We start from the raw sequence: 23247 nt of genomic DNA, 5'->3' as shown, positions 1-23247 counted from the left end.
AAGATTTTGGCGAGCCGGCGACGTGAGTCGTCGGTGGAAAGCGGGCACCAAGTTCCCACCGACGATTAACATCGCCGGCTCGCCAGCCTCCCCTGATTGCTCAATTCGCGCCCATTCGCGTCATTCGCGGGCCCGCTGTTTTCGACTAAGCTGAAAGGCTCTCCCTACCCGAGCCTTGCGAATGATTGCCGCCTCTCCTGCGACGCCAGCGAACTACAACCGGGCCGACGCCGCGCTGATCGATACGCTGCGTGGCGTCGTCGGCGCCGACAACGTGCTGACCGAGGCGATCGACGTCGCGCCGTACGCGTTCGACGGGACGGCGATGCTCAAGCAGCGGCCGGCGTGTGTGGTCTTTCCGACCGAGCGTTCGCAGGTCCCGGCCATCGTGAAGGCGGTCACGTCGGCAGGCGTGCCGCTGGTGACGCGGGGGTCGGGGACGGGGCTTTCGGGCGGGAGCGTGCCGCTCGACGGCGCCGTGACGCTGGTGATGACGCAGCTCGACAAGGTCATCGAGGTCGATACGGCCAACCTGACGATCCGCGTCGAGCCGGGCGTGATCACGATGAAGGTCGATCAAGAGGCCGCCAAGCACGGCCTCTTCTATCCGCCCGACCCGGGGTCGCAGAAGATCAGCACGATCGGCGGCAACGTGGCGGAGAACTCCGGCGGCCTGCGCGGCCTCAAGTACGGCGTCACCCGCGACTATGTGATGGGCCTCCGCGTCGTGCTCGCCGACGGCGAAGAGGTGTGGCTCGGCAATCAGTGCGTAAAGGACGTCGCCGGCTACAACCTCCGCGACCTGTTCATCGGCAGCGAAGGGACGCTCGGCGTCGTCACCGAAGTGTTACTGAAACTGCTGCCGCGCCCCCAGGCGCGGCGCACCATGGTGGCGACCTTCGCGACGCTGGAGTCCGCTGCCCAGGCCGTGTCGGACATCATCGCGCGAAAGATCGTCCCGTGCACGGTTGAGTTCCTCGACCAGACGACGATCCGCTGCGTCGACGACTACGCGAACCTCGGCCTGCCGCTCGACGCGGCGGCGCTACTGCTGCTGGAATCCGACGGCCACCCGGCGGTGGTGGAAGAAGAGTCCGCGGCGATGCACCAAGCGCTCATCGACAACAACGCCACCAACGTCGAGACGGCCCAGACCGTCGAAGACGCCGAGCGATTGCTTACGGCGCGACGCGCGGCGTTCTCGGCGCTCGCGCGGGTGAGTCCGACGACGATCCTTGAGGACGTGACCGTCCCGCGCAGTGAGTTGGCGGCAGTCGTAAAGTTTATCGCCGGCTGCGCCGAGCGGCACAACGTACGGATCGGCGTCTTTGGGCACATGGGCGATGGCAACCTCCACCCGACGTTCCTTGTGGATGAACGCAACGCCGACGAGATGCACCGCTTCGAGGCGGCGCTCGAAGAGATCGTCGACGAAACGCTCCGCCGCGGCGGCACCATCACCGGCGAGCACGGTGTTGGTCTGGCTAAGAAGCCCTTCCTCCGCCGCCAACTCGGCGACGGCAGCTTCGAGCTGCTGCGTAAAGTAAAGCAAGCGCTCGACCCGCAGTGGCTGCTCAACCCGGGCAAGGTGTTCGACTAAAGAATGGGACGCGGATTATCGCGGATCGAAGGGATTGCCGCGGATTTCTTCCATTTCACTTTTTATCTGCGTTCATCCCTTCAATCCCTTTAAATCCGCGTCCCATTCTTAAAAGCAGAAGTGGCGAATAAAGAACACGGCCTGAACTTGCTCCAGACAATGGACTACTCCGTTGTCCAGCAGTGCATGCACTGTGGCTTGTGTTTGCCGACGTGCCCGACGTTTGTCGAGACGGGGCGTGAGCGGTCGAGCCCGCGCGGGCGGATCGCGTTGATGCGGTCGATCGCCGATGGCGAGCTGCCGTTGTCGCGCGAGTTTGCCGAGGAGATGGACTACTGCGTCGGCTGTTTGGCTTGCCAGACGGCTTGTCCGGCGGGTGTGCAGTACGTTTCGCTGCTCGAGAAGGGACGGGCGGCGAGCGAGAATGCCGGGCTGCTCGACACGCCGATGCGGCGGGTCTATCGATGGCTGGGCCTGCGGCTATTGATGACGCGGCCGTGGCTCTTACGCTTGGTGGCGCGAGGCGTCGCCGTGCAACAGATCCCATGGATTCGCCGGACACTTTACATGATCGGCGCGATGCGGCTGGCGCCGAAGACGCTGCGCGACCTCGAGCCATCGGCGCCGCCGATCGACGCGCCATTCAGCGACGCACGGATCAAGACCGTCGAGACGCCGCCCGCCGAGTGGTGGAGCGGAAAGCCCCGCGCGCGGGTCGCGGTGCTCACCGGCTGTGTGCAAGACATCTCGTTCGCACGGGTGAACCGGGCGACGGTCGACGTGCTGCTCGCGGCGGGTTGCGAAGTCGTGACGCCGCGTTCACAGCCGTGCTGCGGATCCTTGCACGCCCACAACGGCGATCTCGATCAGGCGAAAGAACAGGCACGCCGAACGCTCGATATGTTCGACTGGCAAGGCCTTCGTGCCGGGCCTTTGGCGTTCGATAGCGTTGACGCGGTGATCAGCAACGCCGGCGGCTGCGGCAGCCATCTGCGTCACTACGCCGACCTGCTCGCCGACGATCCTAACTACGCGACGCGCGCGAAGGCGTGGGATGCGAAGGTGCGCGACGTGCAAGAGTTCGTGTGGCAGGTAGTGGGCGGTGGGCAGCAGGCAGTCGGCAGTGAAGCGACGCCGCAGTCGCGGCTTGAGCGAGTACTAACCCGTGAGCCGTCGGCGCTAGCCGCGGGTGGCGCTACGAAACGCGTCACCTACGACGCCTCCTGCCACCTTTGCCACGGCCAGAAGGTCGTCAGCCAACCGATCGAACTTCTCAAGCGCGTGCCCAGTTACCAGTTCGTTCCGCTCGCCGAGTCCGATTGGTGTTGCGGCGCGGCGGGGGTCTACACGATCACGCAACCCGAGCAAGCAGGCAAACTGTTAGAGCGAAAGCTCGGTCACGTCAAAGCCGCGAATCCCGACGTGCTCGCCACCGCAAACCCCGGCTGTATGCACCAACTCAACCTGGCCTGCCGGGACGATGCGTCGCTAGCCAACGTGCGAGTGGCGCACCCGATGGAGCTGCTCGCCGAAGCGTGTCGCGCTAGCGACGCGTCCTAGGTTCATCGTCAGAAAACTCAACGGCCACGGCCACGACCGGCGCCGCCTCCGGCGCCACCGCCGCCGCCACGGAAGGACGAGCCCCCACCGCCGCCACCCCGGTTACCACCGAAGGCCGGGCCGCCCCCACCACCACCGCGGTTGCCCCCGAACGAAGGTCCGCCACCAGGACGACCGCCGCCCGGGATCGCCGAGCGGTTGATGCTCGGAGTGCTACGCTGCTGGGGGCTGACGCTGGGCCGATTGAACGAACGGGGGTTGCCCAAGTTCGGCGTCGGCGAAGGACGACGCTGCGGCGAGGAGTTTATTCCCTGAGGATTGCCCTGCTGGATGGGGCCGCGGAAGTTACTGCGTTGCTGGATGCGGTTCTGGATCGCTTCACTCGAAGGGCTGCGGAGATTGGGTTGCCCCGCAGCGCCCGGGCCGCGCGAGCTTGGATTGCCTTGCTGGTTACGGAAGCGATTGATCGCGTCCTGACGGATTTGGTCCCGTTGGTTGTTGCCTGGAAGGGCGTTGGGATTGCCCTGCCGACCGGCGCCGTTGTTGGGACGCTGCTGCTGGTTGCGGAGGCGGTTGAGCGCGTCCTGACGGGCGCGATCCGCCGCGTCGCCGCCGGGCTGCGCATTAGCGCCGGGCTGAGCGTTGGGGTTGCCTTGTCGACCGGTGCCGTTGTTGGGGCGACCTTGCTGGTTGCGAATTCGCTGCTGAAGGTCGTCGCGATTGAGGTTAGGCCGATCGTTATTCAGCGGGTTGTTACCGCCGGGGCGGCCGGCGTTCTCTCCGCGGTTGCGGGCGCGATCGAGCGCCTGCTGGCGGACCTGCTCGGCCCGGTTCTGCGATTGGGCTTGGTTGTTCGCCGCGCGCTGGCGGGCGGCTTCGACCCGTTCGCGACTGACGCCGAAGTCCTCGAGCGGCACCCGCATCACTTCGCGGCGTTCACCGCTGGGACCGCGGCCATCGCGGTCCAGACGTGCGCGGGCGTCGGCGTTGAGGTTGGCGCCGTCTCGGCCGGCGCCGCCACGGACACGAGCCGCGATGTCGCCGCCACCTTCGATCTCCGCGCGGCGGTCACGGAAGCGCTGCATCTGATCGCGGTTGCTGGTGATCCGCTCACGCGCCGCGTCGTCGAGCTGCCGCATCGAGGGGCGGCCGCCTCTTGAGTCGAGGTCGCCGATGCTCGAGGCAATCAAACCCTCGATCCCACGGTCACGTCCGTCACGATCGCGTCCATCCGGACCACGGCCGTCGCGGCCACGACCGTCCCAACCGGGTCCACGCCCGCCGGGTCCGCGATTGCCGTCCCATCGGTCGTTGTCGAAGCGGGCGTAGTCACGACGTAGTTGGTTGAAGTTCGGTCCGAAGGCGTTGCGCCCGCCGCCGTACCGGTAGAAGCTGAAGAGCGGATCGTAGTAGCGGAAGCCGCCGCGGCCGAAGCCCGCGTTGCCGTAGACGCCACTCGAGAAGCCGAACCAGGGATAGAGCCCCTGGTTGCGGAAGCCGGGGCCGTAAGAACCGTAGTAGTAGTGGTGCCGGTACGGGTTCACAAACAGGCTCGAGACCAGCAGCGACGTGTTAACAACCGATCGCGGACGATAGGCGAAGCCGGGCCGACCATAGACGGGCGAGTTCCAGTAGACCGGCGCGTAGAGCACGCCGCGGCGGTAGAGAGGCATGTCCCAGTAGCCGTTCACGAAGATATAGCCACGGGGCGTGTAGTTGTAATAGGACGGCACCCACACCCAATTGGGCTGCGAGCGATACCAGTAGCCGGGGCGCCACTGGTAGTTTTGGTTGGCATAGGTCCAGCAGCCGGGGATCCAAAAGTGATCGTCGCTCGGCGCGGGGCTCGAGGGGCCTTCTTCGAGGCTCTCGGGCGGCGCGGGTAGGTAAGCGACCTCCGTCGTGGCCGATGAGGCCCAGTAACCCGCTGACCAAGCGTAACCGCCCTCGACTTGAACCCAGCTGCCCGGCGTCCACTCACGTCCCGGCGGGACATCGCGCCATACGCCGCTCACCCAGACGTAGTCTTCGCGATCCGGCGACCACATCCAGTAGCCGGGGATCCACTGAACGTTCTCTCCTTCGGGCTGCTCGGCGGGGGGGAGCTCGTCGATCGTCGCCGGCGGCTCTTTTTCAATTACTGTCTCGCTCAACTCCTGCGAGGCGGCGCCAAAGTCGCCAACCGGAGCGGCAAAGGCCTCGTGGACCGGGCCCTGTTCGAGAGGCATCGCCTCACTTCCCACGCCCGCGTCCTCAAGAGCGGCATCGCTTTGACCGCTCGGAGAGGTCGATTCGACCGCCGATTCCGGAGAGGCGAGTTCGGGAGACGGCGGCTGCCCGGGAGCGACCGTCGCGGCGCCGAGGAGGCCGACGAGGGCGAAGGAGCCCAATAGGGCGTAAAGTAGCTGAGCTGGTGTGCGCACGGTTAACCTCGAGCGGCTCGAGTAGCGGGGGTGCATATCAGGACGTCGGAGTTAGAGGCAACTTGGGCGCCAAACGCCCTAATCGACGGGTTACAACCATTCCTCGGGCGTGGTGAAGGCGGCTCGACCAGTGGTAGGGTCGGCGAACAGCCAGGCAGGAGGCTTTGGGCCCGATGCCTTCCAACCGACGACTGTGATAGGCTTTGTTCCGGCCTCTCCGGATTGGGTGAACAGCGCCAGCAGAAAACCACCCGAAAGAGGGGTTTTTTGATCCGGCTGCTACACCGGCAACCTGGCGAGGCTGTGAACAGACGTCTAGAGAGCCATAGAGGCCCCCTAGACGCGTCCCTACAACTCGCTAAGGGTTTGCCAAGCCACCCGCGTCGACCGCCTTAGACGGCCTCCTAGGGCCTCCTAAGTGGGTAAGGTGAAATCCACCCAAATGGGGGGCTCGCTCGTGTGTCGGATTGCGTTGAGCCACCCGCTGCCCTCCCTAATCTTTCGCCGAACTCGCTGACCCTGCGATGAATCCTCACGCCGCTGGCTCTGCCGACCCGCTCGCCCCTTACGACGGCGGTTGGCATTGCAGCCATCTCTGGTACTCGTTCGATCGAGAGCGGCTCAACGCCCTGGCTCCGACGCAGCGGGAGGCGATCGCCCAGGACCTGCGGGCGGTCCTCGACCCGGCGGCGGAGCACGCCACCGTGCGGATGCAGCTATCGATCACCAGCGGCCTTAAGGCCGACTTCGGGGTGATGATGCTCGACCCCAACCCCCTGCGGATCGACGCGGTCCACCAGCGGCTCATGGCCGGCCCAGCGGGGCCGGTCCTGCGGCCGGGGTACTCGTTCATCTCGGTCACAGAGATCAGCGAGTACGTCCCCAGCCCCGAGGAGTACGGCCAGCGCCTGATCGCCGAGGGGGACGCCGAGGGCTCGCCCGCCTACAACGCCAAGCTCAAGGCCTACGCCGATCGGCTGGAAGGCATGAACCGGCAACGACTTACGCCCGAAATCCCCCCTTACCAGTCGGTCTGCTTCTACCCGATGAATAAGAAGCGGGAGGTCGGCGAGAACTGGTTCACCGTACCCAAGTCCGAACGCAGCAGGATGATGGGTCAACACGCTCGTAGCGGCATGGCCTACGCCGGCAAGGTCAGTCAGCTAATTACGGTGGCAATTGGCTTGGATGAGTGGGAATGGGGGGTTACGCTGTGGGGAGCGAACCCCGCTTATCTCAAGGACATCGTCTACGAGATGCGGTTTGACGAGGCGAGCGCCCGCTACGCCGAATTCGGACCCTTCCTGGTTGGCTACGTCTGCGACGCCGACCGCCTGATCGACCACTGCCGCGTGAGACGCTAACGAAGCGATCGCACCCCTTAACCGACGCCGCCATTCGCAAGCGCGTTTGCGGCTGAATCGGTTTGGCAGGTCTGACCTTTTGTCTCCCCGAAGAGCTTCTTCACCGAGCACTGCTGCGCGCCTGCGTAGTGAAGCGGTGATGGCGAGGATCGATTCGGCTCGGCCTTGGATTGGATTGGTGCGATCGGACTGTGCTGGAAGCGTTCCCGACCCACAACAAGCACCCATGAAGTCCCGCTCCAAATGCCGTCTCCTCTTCGCCACCTGTTGACCGCCGCCGTGCTGGCGATAGCGGCGCCGATGACGCCTGCCTCGGCGGACGTCATCCTTGACTGGAACGCCGTCACCACCGAAACGATCGTCAACAACTGGGCTTATCAAAACCCGGGCATGTCGACGCGCACGATGGCGATGGTCAACCTCGCCATGTACGACGCCTTCGCGATGACCGATCCGGGCGGCACGATGTACTACGACTACGGCGGCGGGAACGCGTCGCCGGGTTACGTGGGTTCGCCCAAGGCGGCCGCGGCGGTCGCCGCGCACGCGGTGCTTACATCGGTCTACCCCGAGCAGTCCGCGCTGCTCGACGCGCGCCTAGCGACGAGCCTCGCCGGGATCGCCGACGACGCCGAGAAGGCGATGGGCGTTTCGGTCGGCCAGATGGTCGGCTCGTCGATCGCCAATCACCGGCATTACGACGGCCATGACAAGAGTTCGCAGTATGTCCCCAGCGGGCAGCCGGGTGGTTGGTCGCCCGATCCGATGAACCCCAGCCAAGAGGCTTGGGGGCCGTCGTGGGGCGAGATGCCGACCTTCATGGCCCCGCACGGCATGCACACGGTCCCACCCCCGCCGGCGATCGACAGCGCCGAGTACGCCGCGGCCTACAACGAGGTGAAGTCGCTCGGCGCCGCGGACAGCACGACGCGCACCGCCGAGCAGACCGAGATCGGCCACTTCTGGGCCTACGACCGCGTCGGCACTGGCTCGCCGCCGGTGTTGTACAACGAGATCCTCCGCACCCTCGCCGTTCAGCAAGGGAACACCGACAAGCAGAACGCACAGATGTTCGCCAAGGCGTCGGTCGCGATGGCCGACGCGGGCATGCTCTCGTGGGAGTCGAAGTTTGAATACGACTACTGGCGACCCGTCGTCGCGATCCGCGAAGGGGACGCCGACGGCAACGCGCTGACCGAGGGCGACGACGACTGGGTCCCGCTCGGCGCCCCCGGCGGCATGCACCCGGATGGCGAGACCGTGATCAACAACTTCACGCCGCCCTTCCCCGCCTACGTCTCGGGCCACGCCACCTTCGGCGCCGCGGCCATGCACACGATGGCGCTCTTCTTCGGCGACGACAACATCCCGTTCACGGTGGCTTCGGTCGAGCTCCCCGGCGTCGAGCGGAGCTTCAACTCGTTCAGCGAGGCGATCGCCGAGAACGGCCGCAGCCGCGTCTACCTGGGCATCCACTGGAACTTCGACGACATCGAAGGGCAGGCGCTGGGCCGCTCGATCGCGGAGTATGTCTTCACGCAGCCGTTCACCTCATCGGTGATGATCCCCGAGCCGTCCTCGCTCGTGCTTGTGGCGGTGGGGCTGCTCGGGTTCGCGCGGCGGCGTTAAGAGTTGCTCGATGATTCACTCCCGGCGCTGGCGCTTTGGGCTCGATAGCATTTAGCCCCCGGTCCATTTAGCCCCCGGTCATTGACCGGGGACTAATTGAAGTGCGCCGCGCTTCAACGCTCCACCGATTCCACATCGACCCATACGAGCCGGTGGTCCGACGCCCCCGCCGCGCCGGCGCCCGCTTCGCCGGGCTTGGGCCAGTAAACGCCCGAACCCACCACACGCAACTCCTTCGACGGCAACGCGTAGTCGATCCGCAGGTTGTTGTGACCGTCGGCGCTGAAGTCGCCGGTGTCGTTGGCCGCGTCGCCGGTTTGGTTCTGGTTGAGGTCGGCGTGGGATGCTGACGACGCGACGGCGCCTCCGCTGCGGGGTTGCGGGTCGGGCGCCATCTGCGGGCCGGCGATTAGGTCGCGGATCGCTTCGCGGATGCCGTCGCCGTCGTTGGGGTCGGCGTTGAGGTCGCCGAGCACCACGAAGGGCTGCCCCGCGGGGATCGCCCCGGCGACGCCCTTGTCATCGACGAAGTAATCGCCCATACGCCCCGCCGCGTATTCGGTCACCAGACGCACCTCGTCCGCGTTACGCAGGCCGTTGCGGTCCTCGGGCCCATCGAACACCGGCGGCGTTGGATGCGAGCAGAGCAGCCGCAGCGGCCCCTGAGGTGCGCTTACGGCCACGTCCATGAACGTCTTCGACGGCAGCCGCAGTTGCTCCCAAACCTCGGCCGAGTAGTACGGCTCACCGGTCGCCGGGTCGATCGGCTGGCGGGCGTCGGGGAGCTTGCTCCACAGCAGCTTTTGGAAGGTCCGCGTCGCCCCCTCGTCGATTGGCCAGCGCGACAAGACCGCCATCCCGTACTGCCCCGGGTAGCGCCCGTAGCCCCAGGCGTCGGCGGGTCCGTCGGTCCGCCCATCGTTGTCGAGGTCGAGGCCCGAGGGTTCCCCCGTATTCACTGGCGCCGCAAAGCGATACGGATACGACAACCCTTCCAGACCAGCGGCTTGCGGCTTAGCGGCGTACATCTCCGCAAACATCCTCGCCGGATCGTTCTCGGAGTCGTAATCGATCTCGCAAAGCAGCACTACGTCGGGCCGCACCCGCTGCAGGACCTCCGCGATCCGCTTCGCCTGCTGCGAATTGCCCGACCGCAGCTCGGCGGCGAGTTGCCCCGCGCGGCCGCGGTACATGGCGATGTTGTACGAGGCAATCCGCATCGTTCCCTCTTTTGGCGCCGCCGGGTCGGCCGCAAAGCCGGCCTGACCGCCAAAGATCGCCAGGATCGCAACGAGAACTCTTGAGAACACGCAGAACCTCATCCGGGAAATTGCCTATCTTCTTCCGTTTCACCTGCCCCCCCGTTAGACTCGGCCGCCACAGGCGACGCAACGGTTCACCCGCGAATTCGAGGTCAAGAAAGCGTGAGCGGCGTCATTGAAGTCCAGCACCCGCTGATCGACTGCCACCTGACGCGGCTGCGCGACGCGCGGACGCCGTCGGACGAGTTCCGCAATCTGATCCGCCGGCTGGCGACCCTCTTGGCGTACGAGGCGACACAGGACCTCGTCGTCGAGAAGACCCAGGTCACGACGCCCCTGACGACGACCGACGGCTCGCGGCTCGCCGAGCGGATCGGCCTCGTGCCGATCCTCCGCGCGGGGCTGGGGATGATCGACCCGGTGCTCGACCTGATCCCCTCGGCCGAGGTCTGGCACCTGGGCCTCTACCGCGACGAAGCGACCGCCGAGCCCGTCGAGTACTACAGCAAGCTCCCGCCGGGCCGCCCGGTGGACGTGGCGCTGATCCTCGACCCGATGCTGGCGACCGGCGGCTCGGTCACCGCGGCCCTCGAGACCCTCAAGCGCTGGGGCGTGAGGCGCGTGAAGATGCTCTCGGTCCTCGCGGCGCAAGAGGGGATCGACAACGTTTCCCGGGCCTTCCCCGACTCGCAGATCTACGTCTGCCGGATCGACCCGATCCTGAACGACTCGAAGTTCATCGTCCCCGGCTTAGGCGACGCCGGCGACCGGATTTTCAACACCCCGCGCTGACGCGTGGCTGTCTATCGGCTGTCAGCGATCGGCTATCGGCTGACGATAACAAGCACCTAGCTGATAGCCGACAGCCAATCGCCGACAGCCTTTATGGATCGCTTTTCAAGCCTGCTTGGACTCATCGTCATCATCGGCCTGGCCTGGCTGATGAGTTCGCACAAGACGAAGTTCCCGCTGCGAGTCGTCATCGGCGGCGTGCTGCTACAGTTCGCTTTCGCGCTGGTGATCCTCAAGACATCGTTCGGTCAGAGCGTCTTCGTGGCGGTCGATAAGGTGTTCGTTGGCCTGCTGAGCTGCGTCGATGCTGGGACAGTGTTTGTGTTCGGTGAAGACTTCGCCGAGCACTTCTTTGCGTTCCGTGTGCTGCCGACGATCATTTTCTTTTCGGCGTTCATGTCGATCTTCTACTACTACGGCGTCATCCAGAAGGTCGTCGGCCTGCTGGCGATCGTCATGCAGAAGACGCTCGGCACGTCCGGCGCCGAGACCCTGTCTTCGGCGGCGAATATCTTCGTCGGCCAGACCGAGGCGCCGCTCGTGATCAAGCCGTACATCGCGACAATGACCAAGTCCGAACTCAACGCGGTGATGGTGGGCGGCTTCGCGACCATGGCGGGCGGCGTCCTCGGCGCGCTGTCGGCGATGGGCATCAACGCGGGAAACCTGCTGGCGGCGTCGGTCATCTCGGCGCCGGGCGCGCTGCTCCTGGCGAAGGTGATGCAGCCTGAGGTCGATGAGCCCAAGACCCGCGGCCACGTCGGCGTCGAGGTCGAAGACGAGAGCGTCAACGTGCTGGAGGCGATCTCCAATGGCACCACCGGGGGCTTATCGCTGGCGCTGAATGTCGGCGCGATGCTGATCGTGTTCCTCGCGCTGATTGCGGTCGTCAATTCCATCTTCGGCCTCGCCGGCGACGCCTTTTGGCACGTCGCCGAGTTGGCCGGGCAGAGCGTCCCCGAGGACCCGGCCCGCTGGTCGCTCGAAGGCCTCTTGGGCTGGCTGTTCTGGCCTGTGGCGTGGCTCATCGGCATCGAATCGGCCGACTGCTCGGCGGCGGGCCAGCTGATGGGCCTCAAAATGGCGACCAACGAGTTCGTCGCCTACGGCAAGCTCGCCGAGTGGCAATCAACCGGCGCCGACGCCGTCATCAGCGAGCGCACCCGCCAGCTGATGACTTTTGCGCTTTGCGGGTTCGCGAACTTCAGCTCGATTGGCATCCAATTGGGGGGGATCGGCAGCCTCGCCCCGGAGCGCCGCGGCGACTTGGCGAAACTCGGTCTACGGGCGATGATTGGCGGCACCCTCGCCTCGTTCCTCACCGCCTGCATCGCGGCGATCCTCCTGTAGTCTATTCAGTTAAGGAGATAGGAAGATATTGGTGACAGGGGGGATCGCAAGCGGCCGGTAGGCTGCTAAATGACTCGCACAACGAATGACGCAGTGAGTCTCACCGGGCGTTGTTGGAGATAAATGCCAGCCGCAGAGCGGATGCCCACCCTTCCCCAAATCACCTACCAAACGGCCCACGACGACTCAACGGCCTTAATCGTCGTTAAACTCACTCGTCCGCTTGCGATCCCCCCCCTATTACCAACATCCCCCCTATTACCAACATCCCCCCATCTCCTTCTCCCTATTACGCTCAACGACCCATGCGGATTCTCTACTCCAAGCAGCAGCTCCAAGACGGCGTCCACAAGATGGCCGCCGAGATCACCGCGACTTACGGCGACAAGCCGTTGTCGATCGTCTCGGTGCTCACCGGCAGCGTGGTGCTGGTGGCGGACCTGATCCGCGAGCTCGAGATGCCGCTCCGCGTCGGCGTGATCGAGGCGTCGAGCTACGGGGGCGAGACCACCACACGCGGCGAGCTAAGCGTCAACGCCGAGCTGATGTTCGATATCAAGGGCCGTCACGTGCTGCTCGTGGATGACATCTTCGATACGGGCCACACGCTGGTGAAGGTGATCGAGAAGATCAAGGAGTTCGGTCCCAAGTCGGTGCGTTCGGCGGTGCTGCTCCGCAAGCACGGCCGCCAAGAGGTGACCGCGCAGCCCGACTTCGTGGCGTTCGAGATCCCCGATGAGTTCGTCGTCGGCTACGGCCTCGACTACGACGATCACTACCGCAACCTGCCCCACCTGGCGGTGATGGAAGAGGACGACCTCGCGCGGCACAAAGAACTGATCGCCGCCGACGCCGCTGGCTAAGCCGAGCGCGGCGTTGGTCTCGCAAGAAACTTCTTGAATCGCTGTCGGGCTGCGGCCACGGCTCCTGATCGGCTCGGATACGAGCGCCCATCGCGGGTGCTTCTCCCTTCTGAGCCGGAGCCATGGAAATGCCCCTCCCCCGTCAGCGCCGTCAGGCCCGTCCGCGCCGTCAATCAAAGACCCTCACCACTCTCGTTTGCCGCTTCGGCCTCGCCGCTCTGATCGGCGGGGCGTCATATAGCGCCCACGCCGTCACGCTCCGCTGGGACGACGCCGGCAACAGCGCCAGCAAGCTCTGGAGCGATAACGGCAATTGGAGCCCGGACTCCGCGGTCAGCACGAACGACGACATCATCATCGGCGACCTGGCGAACGCCGCAAGCGACCAGACGATCTTCGACATCAACGAGCAAATCGCCTCGCTCAGCCTTAGCAGCGCCACCGGCGTGACCAACAGCTCCGACAGCGGCGCGTCCGCTCCTAATACGCGCGAACTCATCGTCAACGGCGCGACCACTCTCAGCGGCGCCGGCACGAACCTTACGCTCTACGGCCGCGCTGGCGACGCCTTCGACACCAACACGCTCGACCTCAGCGGCGGCGCCCGCGTCACTCTGAACTCTCAGGCAGGCATTGGAACGGCCATTCTGGAGGTGGACTCTGGCCTCTTCGACATCGGCGCCGACTCTTCGCTGACGGGGAACGGCCGTGTTGACCTCGAAGACGCTAGCCCCGGCGGCGCGCACGTCGTCCTCCGCAACGACGGGACGATCTCCGCCGGCAATATCGGTCTCGTCTTTCTGAGCCCGCCCGCGCGGACTCTGCAGCTCACCGCCACCAGCGTCGACGCCCGCTTCGACTGGGACGGCCTCTCCGGCAACGGCGTGATCAACATTAACGGCAACGCCACGCTCGACGTTGACGTCAGCACCGGCACGGACGGCTTCGGCGGCGTGATGAACCTCTCAACCGGTTCGACGCTCGACATGGCCCACACCTGGACGCTCGACGCGGGCGTGATCAACGTCAACACCGCGGCGTTCGGCTTCACCCTGCCGGGCAGCGACCCCAATCCCGGCCCCGCCGCGCGGCTTGCAGGCGCGGCTTGGACGATGACCGGCGGCGAGATCAACATCGACGACGCTTGGGATTCGCTGCAGCTGGACTCGTCGATCACCGCCACGGGCGGCGTCGTCAACAATAACGGCACGATGATCTTCAACGCGAACGCCACGTTCGGCAGCGGCGTCGACTTCAACATGATCGCCGGCAACGACTCCGGCGCCTCGCTGGTGATCAACGCGGTCGTCAACATCGACACAGCCGACTTCAACCTCGACGGCCAGGGCCTCGCGCCGAACGTCACGACGATCAACGCCGGCGGCAACCTCGATCTCGACCTCGGCGCCGGCGCCGACGAGGACTTTGACCACACGATCAACCTCAACGGCGGCGAGCTCGACGTCACCACGGCCGACAACACCTGGAGCGTCACTTCCGGCGGCGAGATCAACGTCGGAGGCGGCGCAACCTCGACGATTAACGGCGAGACCTTCAGCATCAACGGTGATGTCAACGTCGCTTCCGGCGCTAGCCTGAACGTCAACGCCGTAAGCGAGTACGGCTTGTCTTCCGCCGTCGTCATCGACGCTGGTGGAGAACTGAACCACAATCTCACGAGCTATAACGGCGGTTCGTTCACTGGCGGCGGCGTCTTCCGTAAAGGAAACGCCACCATCGCCGCGGACACAACGTGGGGCGTCGCCACGCTCGACCTCGACGATGGCGCCACGGAGGTTCTCAACAACGCCAAGCTCACGATCAACGCCACGGCGATCGATAGCGCGGGGGACGGCGTCGATGCGGCCGTCAACGTCGCTAATCTCGGCCAATTCGAGGTCAACCTCACCGGCGGCGGCGATGTCGTCTTCGAGGCTGGCAGCCTCAACTATGCGGGCGACGCTTCGGCCAACACGTTCGTCACCGCATCCACGACGGGCTCGGCCCTGCGTTTCGACGCGGGCTCGCAACTCAACGTCACCGGCGACGGCTCGATCGCGTCGCGGGTGAAGCTCAACGGCGGCGCGCTCAACAACGTCACGCTTGGCGAAGGCGTCCGCCTCGCCGGTGGGTCACAAGTCGCGGGCGACACCAACGAAATCACCGGTGGCGTGGTCAATGGCCCCGGCAATCTTGTGATCGAATCCGGCGCCGCGCTGCGGGGGCATGGCGCCATCAACGCCCCGGTGGACGGCAACGGGACCGCGCAACTGATCGCCACGGGCGGCCAGCTCAATGTCAACGGCGGCATCGTCGACGCCGGAACGGTTGGCACAAACGGCGCCGGCTCGGTGCTAAACGTCACGACGCCCTGGAACACCAACGCCATCGGCCTGGTGGTGCTCGAAGAAGGAACCGTTCAAGGCTCCACGGTCACCAACGACGGTAACGGCTTCCGCGGCCGCGGCGCGATCCTGTCGCGGGTGATCAATAACTCCGCGATCATCTCGACCACGCCTGGAACCCTCGTCGTTGACAACAACACGAACGACTGGGACGGCGCCGCCAACACGGGCACGCTCCGCGCCACACAGGGGACCCTCGAACTGCGTGACAACGCCGCCTTCCTTTACAACGGCACAGTGATCGCCGATGGCGGGACGGTCTTCGCTAACGGGTTCGAACTCGAATTCGATCCCGCCTCGCAACTCACGTTCTCCAGCGGCGTCTACCGCTCGACGCACGCCACCGACATCGGCGGCACGGTCACCGTCATGGGAGGCGCGTCACGGATGGAGGTGGCGGGGACGGTCGTGTTCGAGACCGGCAGCAACACGACCCTTACCGGTGACCTGCGGCTCGCCAACGCCGCGACGCGGATTCAATCCGGCGCCGTCTTCTCCGGCACGGGCGAGCTGATCAACGACAGCGGCAGCTCCTTGGGCTTCGATGACGGCGCGCTCGTCGGCGCCCAGGTCACCAACCAGGGCTTCGCGGCGATCGCGGCGGGCGCGGCGGGCCGAGTCGATCTCGATGACTACCTGCAATCCGCGTCGGGCGTGCTACAGATGGACATCAACGGCGACGCGCTCGGGCAGTTCGACCGCTTGGTAGCCAGCGGTATCGCCCAAGTCGGCGGCGAGCTGCGCGTGATGACCGGCGGCTTCGGCCCGACGCTCGGCACAACCGTCCAGCTGATCACGGCGGCGGGCGGCGTCCTCGGCACGTTCGCCGACGTGGTCGATGGCTCGGGCAACCTACCCGCCGGCACGCAATGGGAAGCCATCTACAACGCCAACTCGGTGCAGGTGGTGCTCGACCTCGTGCTGCCGGGTGACTTCAACAACGACGGCTCGGTCGACGCGGCCGACTACACGGTCTACCGCGACAACTTCGGCGCCGCCGTCACCTTGCCGGGCGACCCAACGCCGGGAACGGTCACCGCAGCCGACCACGCCGTCTGGGCCGCCAACTACGGCGCCACGGCCCCTGCCCCGTCGATGGCCTTCGCGATGGCGTCGGCAGTCCCCGAGCCGACGACCGCGGCGCTGGTGGTGCTCGCCGCTGCCGGCCTCGCCGGCGCCCGCCGTCGGGATTGAAGCGAGGTAATTAGCCCCCGGTCATTGACCGGGGGCTAATTGGGATTGGGGGCTAAATCGGGCAGGGCTAACAAACTGTGCCGAGACCGCAGAAAGCCAGCCGGCGCGTGGCCAGATCGTGGCTTCGCCACGTCGAGACCGCAGAAACCCGCCGAGCGAAGTCTTGGCGTAGCCAAGCTGAGCCGGCCCAGAAACGCAGCAAGCTGGGGATCAGGGACTTGAACCCCGACTAACGGAATCAGAATCCGTCGTGCTACCGATTACACCAATCCCCAGTAGCTCGGGCCGCGAGAAGGGCCACGAAACCAAAGATTAGGGCCCCACGGCCCGGCGATCAAGGGCGGAAGGCTTTCGGCCTTTTTCGGGGCGCCGTAGACTCTCTCTGCGGCAGGTAGGATCGCCAGCCGCCGCCTCCCCGCACCCCGCCCCGCACCCATGGCAACGCTCCGCCTCGTTCAAGGCGTCGAACCGGGCAAGCGGTTCCCGCTCACCGCCGAGCGCTCCACCATCGGCCGCAGCAGCGACTGCGAGGTCTCGCTCGACGTCGCCGCCGTCAGCCGCCGCCACGCCGAGGTCATCCGCCGCGGCGCCGACTTCGTCGTCGAGGACCTCGGCAGCCGCAACGGCACCTACGTCAACGGCCAGCGGATCGCCGGGCCCACCGTGCTCGCCAGCGGCGACCTGATCGGCATCTGCGACCAAGAGTTCGCCTTCGAGGGCGACGACGCCCCCGGGCGGACCGGGCTGACCGGCATGCTGGTCGGCAACCTCAGCGACGCCAAGTCGTCGCTCGTCCAGATGGTCGACGACCGCAAGACCGAATCGAGCGAACCCGCCACCGACTTCCAAGCCACCATCGGCGTCGGCGGCGGCGCGGGCGGCGCCACGGGCTGGTCGATGTCCGCGCGGCCCGAGGTGAAGCTCGCCGCGCTGATCGAAATCGCCAAGGGCCTCGGCCGGGCGATCTCGATCGACGAGGTCCTCCCCAAACTGCTCGACAGCCTCTTCAAAGTCTTCACGCAGGCCGACCGCGGCTTCGTCGTCATGCGGCCCGCGCCCGACGCGCCGCTGGTGCCGGTCGCCGCCAAGACGCGCCGCGGCGACATGGAAGAGGGCGCGCGGATCAGCCGCACCATCGTCGAAGAGGCGATGACCGGCAAGAAGGCGATCCTCTCTGCCGACGCCGCCAGCGACGAGCGGTTCGGCATGGCCGAGTCGATCGCACAGTTCCAGATCCGCTCGATGATGTGCGTCCCGCTGATCGACAGCGAGGACGAACCGATGGGCGTCATCCAGATCGACACGCTCAACCAACGCAGCCGGTTCGAGCAAGACGACCTCGAGGTGCTCGCCGCGGTGGCGAGCCTGGCGTCGGTCGCCGTCGACAACGCGCGGATGCACGACCAGGTGATCGCGCAGCGCGCCCTGCAGCGCGACCTCGAGCTCGCCACCCGCATGCAGCGGGCGCTGCTGCCCGCGGCGCCGCCGACGGCGCTCGGCTACGCGTTCTTCGACTTCTACGAGTCGGCCCGCCAGGTGGGCGGCGACTACTACGACTACGTGAACCTCCCCGGCGGCCGCTTCGCGGTGGTGCTCGGCGACGTCGCCGGCAAGGGCGTCGCCGCGGCGATCGTCATGGCGAAGCTCTCCAGCGACGTGCGGTTCGCCCTGGCGACCGAGCCTGACCTCGCCAGCGCCGTGAAGTACGTCAACCGGGCGTTCTGCGCGCAGGGCCTCGAAGACCGTTTCGTGACGATGATCTACACCGTCGTCGATCCCGCCACTAATGAAGTCACGCTCGTCAACGCGGGCCACATGGCGCCCTACCTGCGCCGGGTGAGCGGCGAGGTCCTCGACGTCCACGAAGAGATCACCGGCCTGCCGATCGGCGTGATGGACGACTACGACTACGAGCTGGCGAAGATCACGCTCGAGCCGGGCGAGTCGCTCACGCTCTTCACCGACGGCTTCAACGAGGCGATGAACGCCACGCGCGATCTCTACGGCCTCGAGCGCATCGCCGCGCAGGTAAGGCTCCCGGCAAAGACGATCGCCGACCTCGGCAACAACGTGATCACCGATGTCCGCAAGTTCGTCAACGGCTTCGACCAGTCGGACGACATGTGTCTGTGCGTATTCGGGCGCGACGCGGATTAGCGTGAGGTTTCGCGCAGAGACGCGGAGGCGCAGAGAAGACTCACGCAAAGACGCCAAGGCGCGAAGGAAGGACGCTAAGGGTTGTTCGTATCCGAACCGCGACCGTTAGGGAGCGACCATAGCGATTCGCAATTAGGTAGGTCAGGCTGTGCCTGACGACCCACCAGCTCCCTTAAGTCAGCCGCGTCAGGCGCAGCCTGACCCACTAATTGCTATAACAGCCCATGCTTTGGCCTCTAATCCTGCCGCTACAGATTACTGCCACCGGCCTTGTCGTCGCGGTGATCGCCTTCACCGTGTTGGCGCCTAAGACTGGTAGGAAGCGGACGACTGCTTTTTCTCTTGGCGTCCTTCTGGCAATTCTTGCCTTCGTGCCGTCATGTACGGGCGTAATGCTTGCTCTCGATAAGATTCGATTCGGGAGATTTGAGTATCAAAGCTACAACGAGATCACGGACTTCCGAGCGCAGCGATACCTGCCGCCCTCTGCCGTGGCGATTTCTATGTTCACATACCCAAATGGGTATCTTGCCAAGTACTCCATCTCGGTAACTGATTTTCACAATTACCTAGATGAGCTCTGGGAAAAGTACGGTAAGCATTCAGCAGTCCCGCGCCACAAAATGTCTGGGGAGGACGTACCTCCTTATCCAGACGAGTTCGACGAGTACGTGGAGCAAGGCTGGCCGCCGCTCAAAAACGCCATTACGTACTACAGCCCTCACGAGGACGATGGCGGCGGAGCTAAGTACTTGTTCGACAAAGATGCCGGCGTTGTTTACCAGCGAACTGGGTACTGGTGAGTTGTACGGTGGGAAGTAATCCATCGACAACAGTTACACGCCGCTTGGTCGCTCCCTAACGGTCGCGGCTCGGTTGCCGGATTCGCTTCGCGGATTCCTTCATGCCTTGGCGTCTTTGCGTGAGACTTCTCAACGAATGGTGTGGCCAAAAGCCAGCGAAATGCCGGCAGAAACCCGGGAAAACCGGCCACCTCGCCTGGACCCCATAGAGGGCCCTCTGACGCGTTCGCACCTGGGGTGCGGCTAAACCTTTAGGAGCGCGCAAGAAGCGATTCTAGGGCCTCCTGAGGCCCTTCAACGCGATGCTGTGGGCCGGCGCCGCCCACAGGCGAGCCGACTCCTAGTTCGCTTCGCGTCGTCCTTAGCGGCTTGGCGTCTTTGCGTGAGACTTCTCAGCGTCTCCGCGTCGCAGCGCGAGACGTCAGCGACATGAGCAACATCGACGCGACGAGCGTCGCGTTCGTCGGTTCGGGGATCGCCAGCAGGGCGAGGCTGCCGTACGGGTTGTATGCCACCGTGTCGATGAACACGTCGAACGTGGTGTTGGCCGTGCTCGCGCCCGGGAAGAGCATGATCGAGTCGATGTAGGCGCCGGGGCCGTTGATCGTGCCGTTGCCGCCGGCGAAGTTGTTCCACATAGCCGCGTCGCTGAGGTCCCACTCGTAGAGGTGCCACTCGCCGTCGGCGATCACGGGGAGCGAAGTAGCGATCTCGGTTCCGGTGACGCCCTGGGCGAAGCCGTCGTCGAGGCCGAGCGAGACCATCAGGTCGGGCTCGGTGGTCTTGAGGAAGTAGCCAACGAAGCCCTCGGTTCCCATCGCCCGCAACTCGCCGTCCTCGATTTCGCGGTTGTTGAGAGGGTTGGCGCCGCCGGAGACGTGGCGGACCCGGGCGCCGGTCGTGCGGCTGTCGCGGACGAGCGTTAGCTTTTGGCGAGCGTCGCCCATCTGAGCGTCGCCCGTAACGCGCTCGGCGGTGCTGGCGGCCGTGATGCCGAGAGTCGAGCCGCTAAAGGTGGGCGCCTGATTGAAACGGCCTTCGTTCGCTTCGAAGTCGTCGAAGATCGTCAGGTTAACCAGCAGCGGATCGGTGTTGGCCACCGGCGGACGCGCGGGCGCCGGGATCGGGACATAGGCGGGATTCGGGATCGCCGCCACGCCGAAGTGGTTGGCGACCAAGCGCTCGCCGCCGGGGCGTTGGGGCGTGGCGTTGTCGCTGGGGCTGTTGACGACGCGCGACGCGCCGCCAATGCCGTCGGCGAAGACAAGCGTCGAGCTGCCGCCGCCGTCGAGGTTGATCGCGTTATCGACGCCGAAGTCGATAAACAGGTCGGCCATTTCGTCGGTCCGCATGCCGCCCGAGAAGTCGCCCTGCCGGCCGTCAACCAGCATGAAGAAGACGTTCCCTGTTTCCGCATCGACACCGACAGCCGTATGCGGATTGAGCGTCGTCGTGTAGCTGCCCGAAGGGGTGACGTTGAGACCGTTGTTCACGAGCCGCTGATTGCCGCTGACGGCGTTCCACGCGCCGGCGGGGATGGTCGAGCTGGTAATGATCGACGCGGACTGATCGGCGAAGGTCACGAGTGAGTTGCCGCTGCCGCCAGGGCCCGAGACGATGTCCCCGTTGCTGACGCCCAAGCCATTGACGTTGGCGGTGATGCCCGTGTTGGTTGTGAAGAAGTCGCCGTTGATGCCAACGGCCAAATCGTTGTTGGCGACAAACGTGCTCGTCGTGGTGCGTGTGTACTCGTTACTCGTCGCGCCGTTACCGGGCGTCCCGAGGAACTCGATCCCGGGCGCCGAGGCATCGATCTCCACCAAGTGGATGGCGACCTCCCGCGGGAAGGGCGCCGACGCCGGAGCGTTGTACGGCTGAAAGATCTGGTAATGCGTGATGCCGTAGAAGGGCTCGGCGACTTGCGTGTAGGGGAGCAGGTTGGTCGGGATGACCGCAGCGGGCGTAGGCGAAACGACGCCCACCAAGAGAACGACCCAGGCCGCAACCAACCCCAGCGCGCACTTCGATCCGTTAGCCATTTCCCTGTCTCGTTGTGTTCCGTGAATCGAGCCCGAGCGACGCCGCCCCGGCCGGCCTTCTTTCCAGACCGAGGCTAAAAGGGGGCGCCCGTGACCGCAATCACCTCTGCGGAGAGGCGAGACAAGTGGGACCGGATGGCGAGACGATCCGCTTGCCGCGTGCTCGATTGGTCGAAGCGCATGCGCAATCGGCTGATCACGCTGCATAACGATGCACGGGAAGGGGTCTCGCACAGAGACGCGGAGACAGCCGAAAGGACTCACGCAAAGTCGCTAAGGCGCGAAGGAAGAACCCTAAGGCCTTATTTTGCTGAGTCACGACTGTCAGGGGGCGACCAAACAACTCTGACATCGAACGCGTCTGGATCGCTCCCTGACGGTCGCGGCTCGGCGGTCGGAAATGCTCCACCCGTCCCTTGCGCCTTGGCGGCTTTGCGTGAGTCTTCTCCGCGTCTCCGCGTCTCTGCGCGACGCTACTCGCCTGCCCGCCCAAGCGACGCCAGGAACTCGCTCATCTCGCCCGCGGCGTGGGCATCGCCTTGGCGGCGGGCTTCCTCAATGCCGACGCGTAGGTAGTCACGGGCCTCGTTGACGCGTTCCAAGCGGGCGAGTTGCTGCGCCGCCATGAAGAACGCGGGGACGTAAGGCGTGGCGTCTTTCGTGAGGCCCGCTAGGTGCTCGAGGCTCGCTTCGTGCGAGCCTTCCTTGTCGAGCTCCATCGCCAAGCCGTAGCGCAGAAAGGTGTCGCTGGGGTCGTCGGTGAGCATCGCCTCGATTCGTTCGCGTCGCGACATGCGATTAGCTCCCTGAGAGATTAGAACTCTCCGGCGGTACGCAGCACCACACCGGTGCGCGACTCGTCGGCGGTGACGATGTATAACGCGCCGTCGGGTCCGAACGCCATCGCTTTCGCCTCGGCGATCTCCGCGACGCGTCGCGCCGTCGCTAGCGACGGGCCCGCCGCGTCGATCCTATAGACGCCGTCCGCTTGCAACGCGTACAGCAGCGGCTCGCTCGGCCGCGTAACGGCGCCGTACGACATGGCGAACGGCTCCTCGAGCCCCGTGACGGGCGTCGCGTCGCCGGGGGCTTCGGGACGCTCGGGGTCGAGGAAACGCAGCTCGTGGCCGAGGCGTGTGCTGACGAGCGATGCCAGATAGCCCCGCGGGTTGAGTGCCAAACCGACGATCGCTTCGTCATGGCCCTCTTCATGCTGAGTAGCGACCCGGGCCTCGGTTAGTTGCTCCGCCAACCGGCGCGACCGCCAGAGGCCGCCGTCAAGCAGCGCGTACACGTGCCGATCCGTGGCGACGAGCGACGTAAAGGCGCCGCGTCCGGGCGTGGACTCTGCCGCAGAGGCAAGTTCCTTGGCCGGCAGGTCCGGCCGCTCGCAAGCGTAGGCGGTGATTTTCTCGCCCGCAGCGAAGAGCACCCCGTCGGCGGCCCACGCCACGGCGTGCGGTTCGGCGCCGAGGCCCTCGACGAGCGTCACCGCGTTCTGCCGCTCTTCGCCGAGCAACGTCACGGAGGTAAGCCGCCCGACGCCCGCCTCGGCGATCGCCAGCTCCACCCCGCCCCGCGGCCCCTCACGCACCGCCAGACCCGTCGGCTGCGACAGACCATCGATGACAACGACCGGCTCCGCAGCAGATGCCGACAGGCTCGTCGCAGCAATCGCTAGGAGAAGAGTTCCGAGTAGCTGACTCGTTCTCATAGGCGCTACCGAGATTGAACCACGACGGACACGAAGTACACGACGGCTCTAGTACTTGGGCCAACCCTGCCCCGAAGAAATGGCCGTCTGTC

15 protein-coding genes and 1 tRNA gene are annotated in these 23247 nt (G+C 65.5%); 10 read left to right on the top strand and 6 right to left on the bottom strand.

All coding sequences use genetic code 11. The features are described 5' to 3' along the window. Nucleotides 1-181: 181 nt before the first annotated feature. Complete coding sequence (locus Spa11_RS08335; RefSeq protein WP_145110652.1) at nt 182-1600, top strand: FAD-binding oxidoreductase; 1419 nt, start codon at nt 182-184, stop codon at nt 1598-1600. 159 nt (nt 1601-1759) lie between these two features. Then, on the top strand, nt 1760-3160 hold the full coding sequence (locus Spa11_RS08330; protein WP_145110649.1) for a (Fe-S)-binding protein: 1401 nt from the start codon (nt 1760-1762) through the stop codon (nt 3158-3160). A gap of 17 nt (nt 3161-3177) precedes the next feature. On the opposite strand, the gene Spa11_RS08325 is transcribed toward Spa11_RS08330, so the two are convergent. Further along, nucleotides 3178-5550 (bottom strand): hypothetical protein, encoded by a 2373-nt coding sequence (locus tag Spa11_RS08325; RefSeq protein WP_145110646.1) that lies wholly within the window; start codon nt 5548-5550, stop codon nt 3178-3180. A 557-nt stretch (nt 5551-6107) separates the two neighbouring features. Between Spa11_RS08325 and hemQ the strand changes: the two genes are divergently transcribed. Both hemQ and Spa11_RS08315 read left to right on the top strand, forming a co-directional pair. Continuing rightward, on the top strand, nt 6108-6947 hold the full coding sequence (gene hemQ, locus Spa11_RS08320; protein ID WP_145110643.1) for a hydrogen peroxide-dependent heme synthase: 840 nt from the start codon (nt 6108-6110) through the stop codon (nt 6945-6947). Nucleotides 6948-7190: 243 nt separating this feature from the next. After that, nucleotides 7191-8576: a phosphatase PAP2 family protein gene (locus Spa11_RS08315; RefSeq protein ID WP_145116946.1), complete on the top strand. Its 1386-nt coding sequence runs from the start codon at nt 7191-7193 to the stop codon at nt 8574-8576. Between the two features lie 113 nt (nt 8577-8689). Here Spa11_RS08315 and Spa11_RS08310 read toward each other — a convergent pair whose 3' ends face one another. Beyond that, entirely contained in the window at nt 8690-9886 is a 1197-nt protein-coding gene (locus Spa11_RS08310; RefSeq protein WP_197529835.1) for an endonuclease/exonuclease/phosphatase family protein, read from the bottom strand. A gap of 114 nt (nt 9887-10000) precedes the next feature. Between Spa11_RS08310 and upp the strand changes: the two genes are divergently transcribed. The 4 genes from upp to Spa11_RS08290 all read left to right on the top strand — a co-directional run bounded on the left by upp (nt 10001) and on the right by Spa11_RS08290 (nt 16442). Beyond that, on the top strand, nt 10001-10630 hold the full coding sequence (gene upp, locus Spa11_RS08305) for a uracil phosphoribosyltransferase (RefSeq protein WP_145110637.1): 630 nt from the start codon (nt 10001-10003) through the stop codon (nt 10628-10630). Between the two features lie 93 nt (nt 10631-10723). Further along, nucleotides 10724-11980 carry a NupC/NupG family nucleoside CNT transporter gene (locus tag Spa11_RS08300; RefSeq protein WP_145110633.1) on the top strand — a complete coding sequence of 419 codons (1257 nt, stop codon included), beginning with the start codon at nt 10724-10726 and terminating at the stop codon, nt 11978-11980. A 305-nt stretch (nt 11981-12285) separates the two neighbouring features. Beyond that, on the top strand, nt 12286-12843 hold the full coding sequence (gene hpt, locus Spa11_RS08295; RefSeq protein ID WP_145110630.1) for a hypoxanthine phosphoribosyltransferase: 558 nt from the start codon (nt 12286-12288) through the stop codon (nt 12841-12843). 128 nt (nt 12844-12971) lie between these two features. After that, nucleotides 12972-16442, top strand: coding sequence for a beta strand repeat-containing protein (locus tag Spa11_RS08290; protein WP_197529834.1), 3471 nt, complete (start codon nt 12972-12974; stop codon nt 16440-16442). Between the two features lie 203 nt (nt 16443-16645). Here Spa11_RS08290 and Spa11_RS08285 read toward each other — a convergent pair. Next, nucleotides 16646-16717 (bottom strand) — tRNA-Gln (locus Spa11_RS08285). A gap of 160 nt (nt 16718-16877) precedes the next feature. Here Spa11_RS08285 and Spa11_RS08280 point away from each other — a divergent pair. Both Spa11_RS08280 and Spa11_RS08275 read left to right on the top strand, forming a co-directional pair. Then, a complete protein-coding gene (locus tag Spa11_RS08280; RefSeq protein WP_145110624.1) occupies nt 16878-18599 on the top strand; it encodes a SpoIIE family protein phosphatase in 1722 nt (573 codons plus the stop codon). Nucleotides 18600-18823: 224 nt separating this feature from the next. After that, nucleotides 18824-19402, top strand: coding sequence for a hypothetical protein (locus Spa11_RS08275; RefSeq protein ID WP_231933207.1), 579 nt, complete (start codon nt 18824-18826; stop codon nt 19400-19402). Nucleotides 19403-19794: 392 nt separating this feature from the next. On the opposite strand, the gene Spa11_RS08270 is transcribed toward Spa11_RS08275, so the two are convergent. The 3 genes from Spa11_RS08270 to Spa11_RS08260 all read right to left on the bottom strand — a co-directional run bounded on the left by Spa11_RS08270 (nt 19795) and on the right by Spa11_RS08260 (nt 23155). Beyond that, nucleotides 19795-21441, bottom strand: a complete 1647-nt coding sequence (locus Spa11_RS08270; protein ID WP_197529833.1) for a phosphodiester glycosidase family protein — start codon at nt 21439-21441, stop codon at nt 19795-19797. A gap of 473 nt (nt 21442-21914) precedes the next feature. After that, a complete protein-coding gene (locus tag Spa11_RS08265) occupies nt 21915-22235 on the bottom strand; it encodes a hypothetical protein (RefSeq protein WP_145110618.1) in 321 nt (106 codons plus the stop codon). 20 nt (nt 22236-22255) lie between these two features. Continuing rightward, complete coding sequence (locus Spa11_RS08260; protein ID WP_145110615.1) at nt 22256-23155, bottom strand: hypothetical protein; 900 nt, start codon at nt 23153-23155, stop codon at nt 22256-22258. Nucleotides 23156-23247: the final 92 nt, after the last annotated feature.

The organism is Botrimarina mediterranea, from assembly GCF_007753265.1.
Lineage (GTDB): Bacteria > Planctomycetota > Planctomycetia > Pirellulales > Lacipirellulaceae > Botrimarina > Botrimarina mediterranea.
This window is presented reverse-complemented; position numbering and strand designations above follow the sequence as displayed.

Coding starts and splice junctions, on each gene's coding strand:
- Spa11_RS08280 (WP_145110624.1), top strand. CDS start 16,878: ATGGCAACGCTCCGCCTCGTTCAAGGCGTCGAACCGGGCAAGCGGTTC.
- Spa11_RS08270 (WP_197529833.1), bottom strand. CDS start 21,441: ATGGCTAACGGATCGAAGTGCGCGCTGGGGTTGGTTGCGGCCTGGGTC.
- Spa11_RS08300 (WP_145110633.1), top strand. CDS start 10,724: ATGGATCGCTTTTCAAGCCTGCTTGGACTCATCGTCATCATCGGCCTG.
- Spa11_RS08330 (WP_145110649.1), top strand. CDS start 1,760: ATGGACTACTCCGTTGTCCAGCAGTGCATGCACTGTGGCTTGTGTTTG.
- hpt (WP_145110630.1), top strand. CDS start 12,286: ATGCGGATTCTCTACTCCAAGCAGCAGCTCCAAGACGGCGTCCACAAG.
- Spa11_RS08265 (WP_145110618.1), bottom strand. CDS start 22,235: ATGTCGCGACGCGAACGAATCGAGGCGATGCTCACCGACGACCCCAGC.
- hemQ (WP_145110643.1), top strand. CDS start 6,108: ATGAATCCTCACGCCGCTGGCTCTGCCGACCCGCTCGCCCCTTACGAC.
- Spa11_RS08275 (WP_231933207.1), top strand. CDS start 18,824: ATGCTTTGGCCTCTAATCCTGCCGCTACAGATTACTGCCACCGGCCTT.
- Spa11_RS08290 (WP_197529834.1), top strand. CDS start 12,972: ATGCCCCTCCCCCGTCAGCGCCGTCAGGCCCGTCCGCGCCGTCAATCA.
- Spa11_RS08260 (WP_145110615.1), bottom strand. CDS start 23,155: ATGAGAACGAGTCAGCTACTCGGAACTCTTCTCCTAGCGATTGCTGCG.
- Spa11_RS08335 (WP_145110652.1), top strand. CDS start 182: ATGATTGCCGCCTCTCCTGCGACGCCAGCGAACTACAACCGGGCCGAC.
- Spa11_RS08315 (WP_145116946.1), top strand. CDS start 7,191: ATGCCGTCTCCTCTTCGCCACCTGTTGACCGCCGCCGTGCTGGCGATA.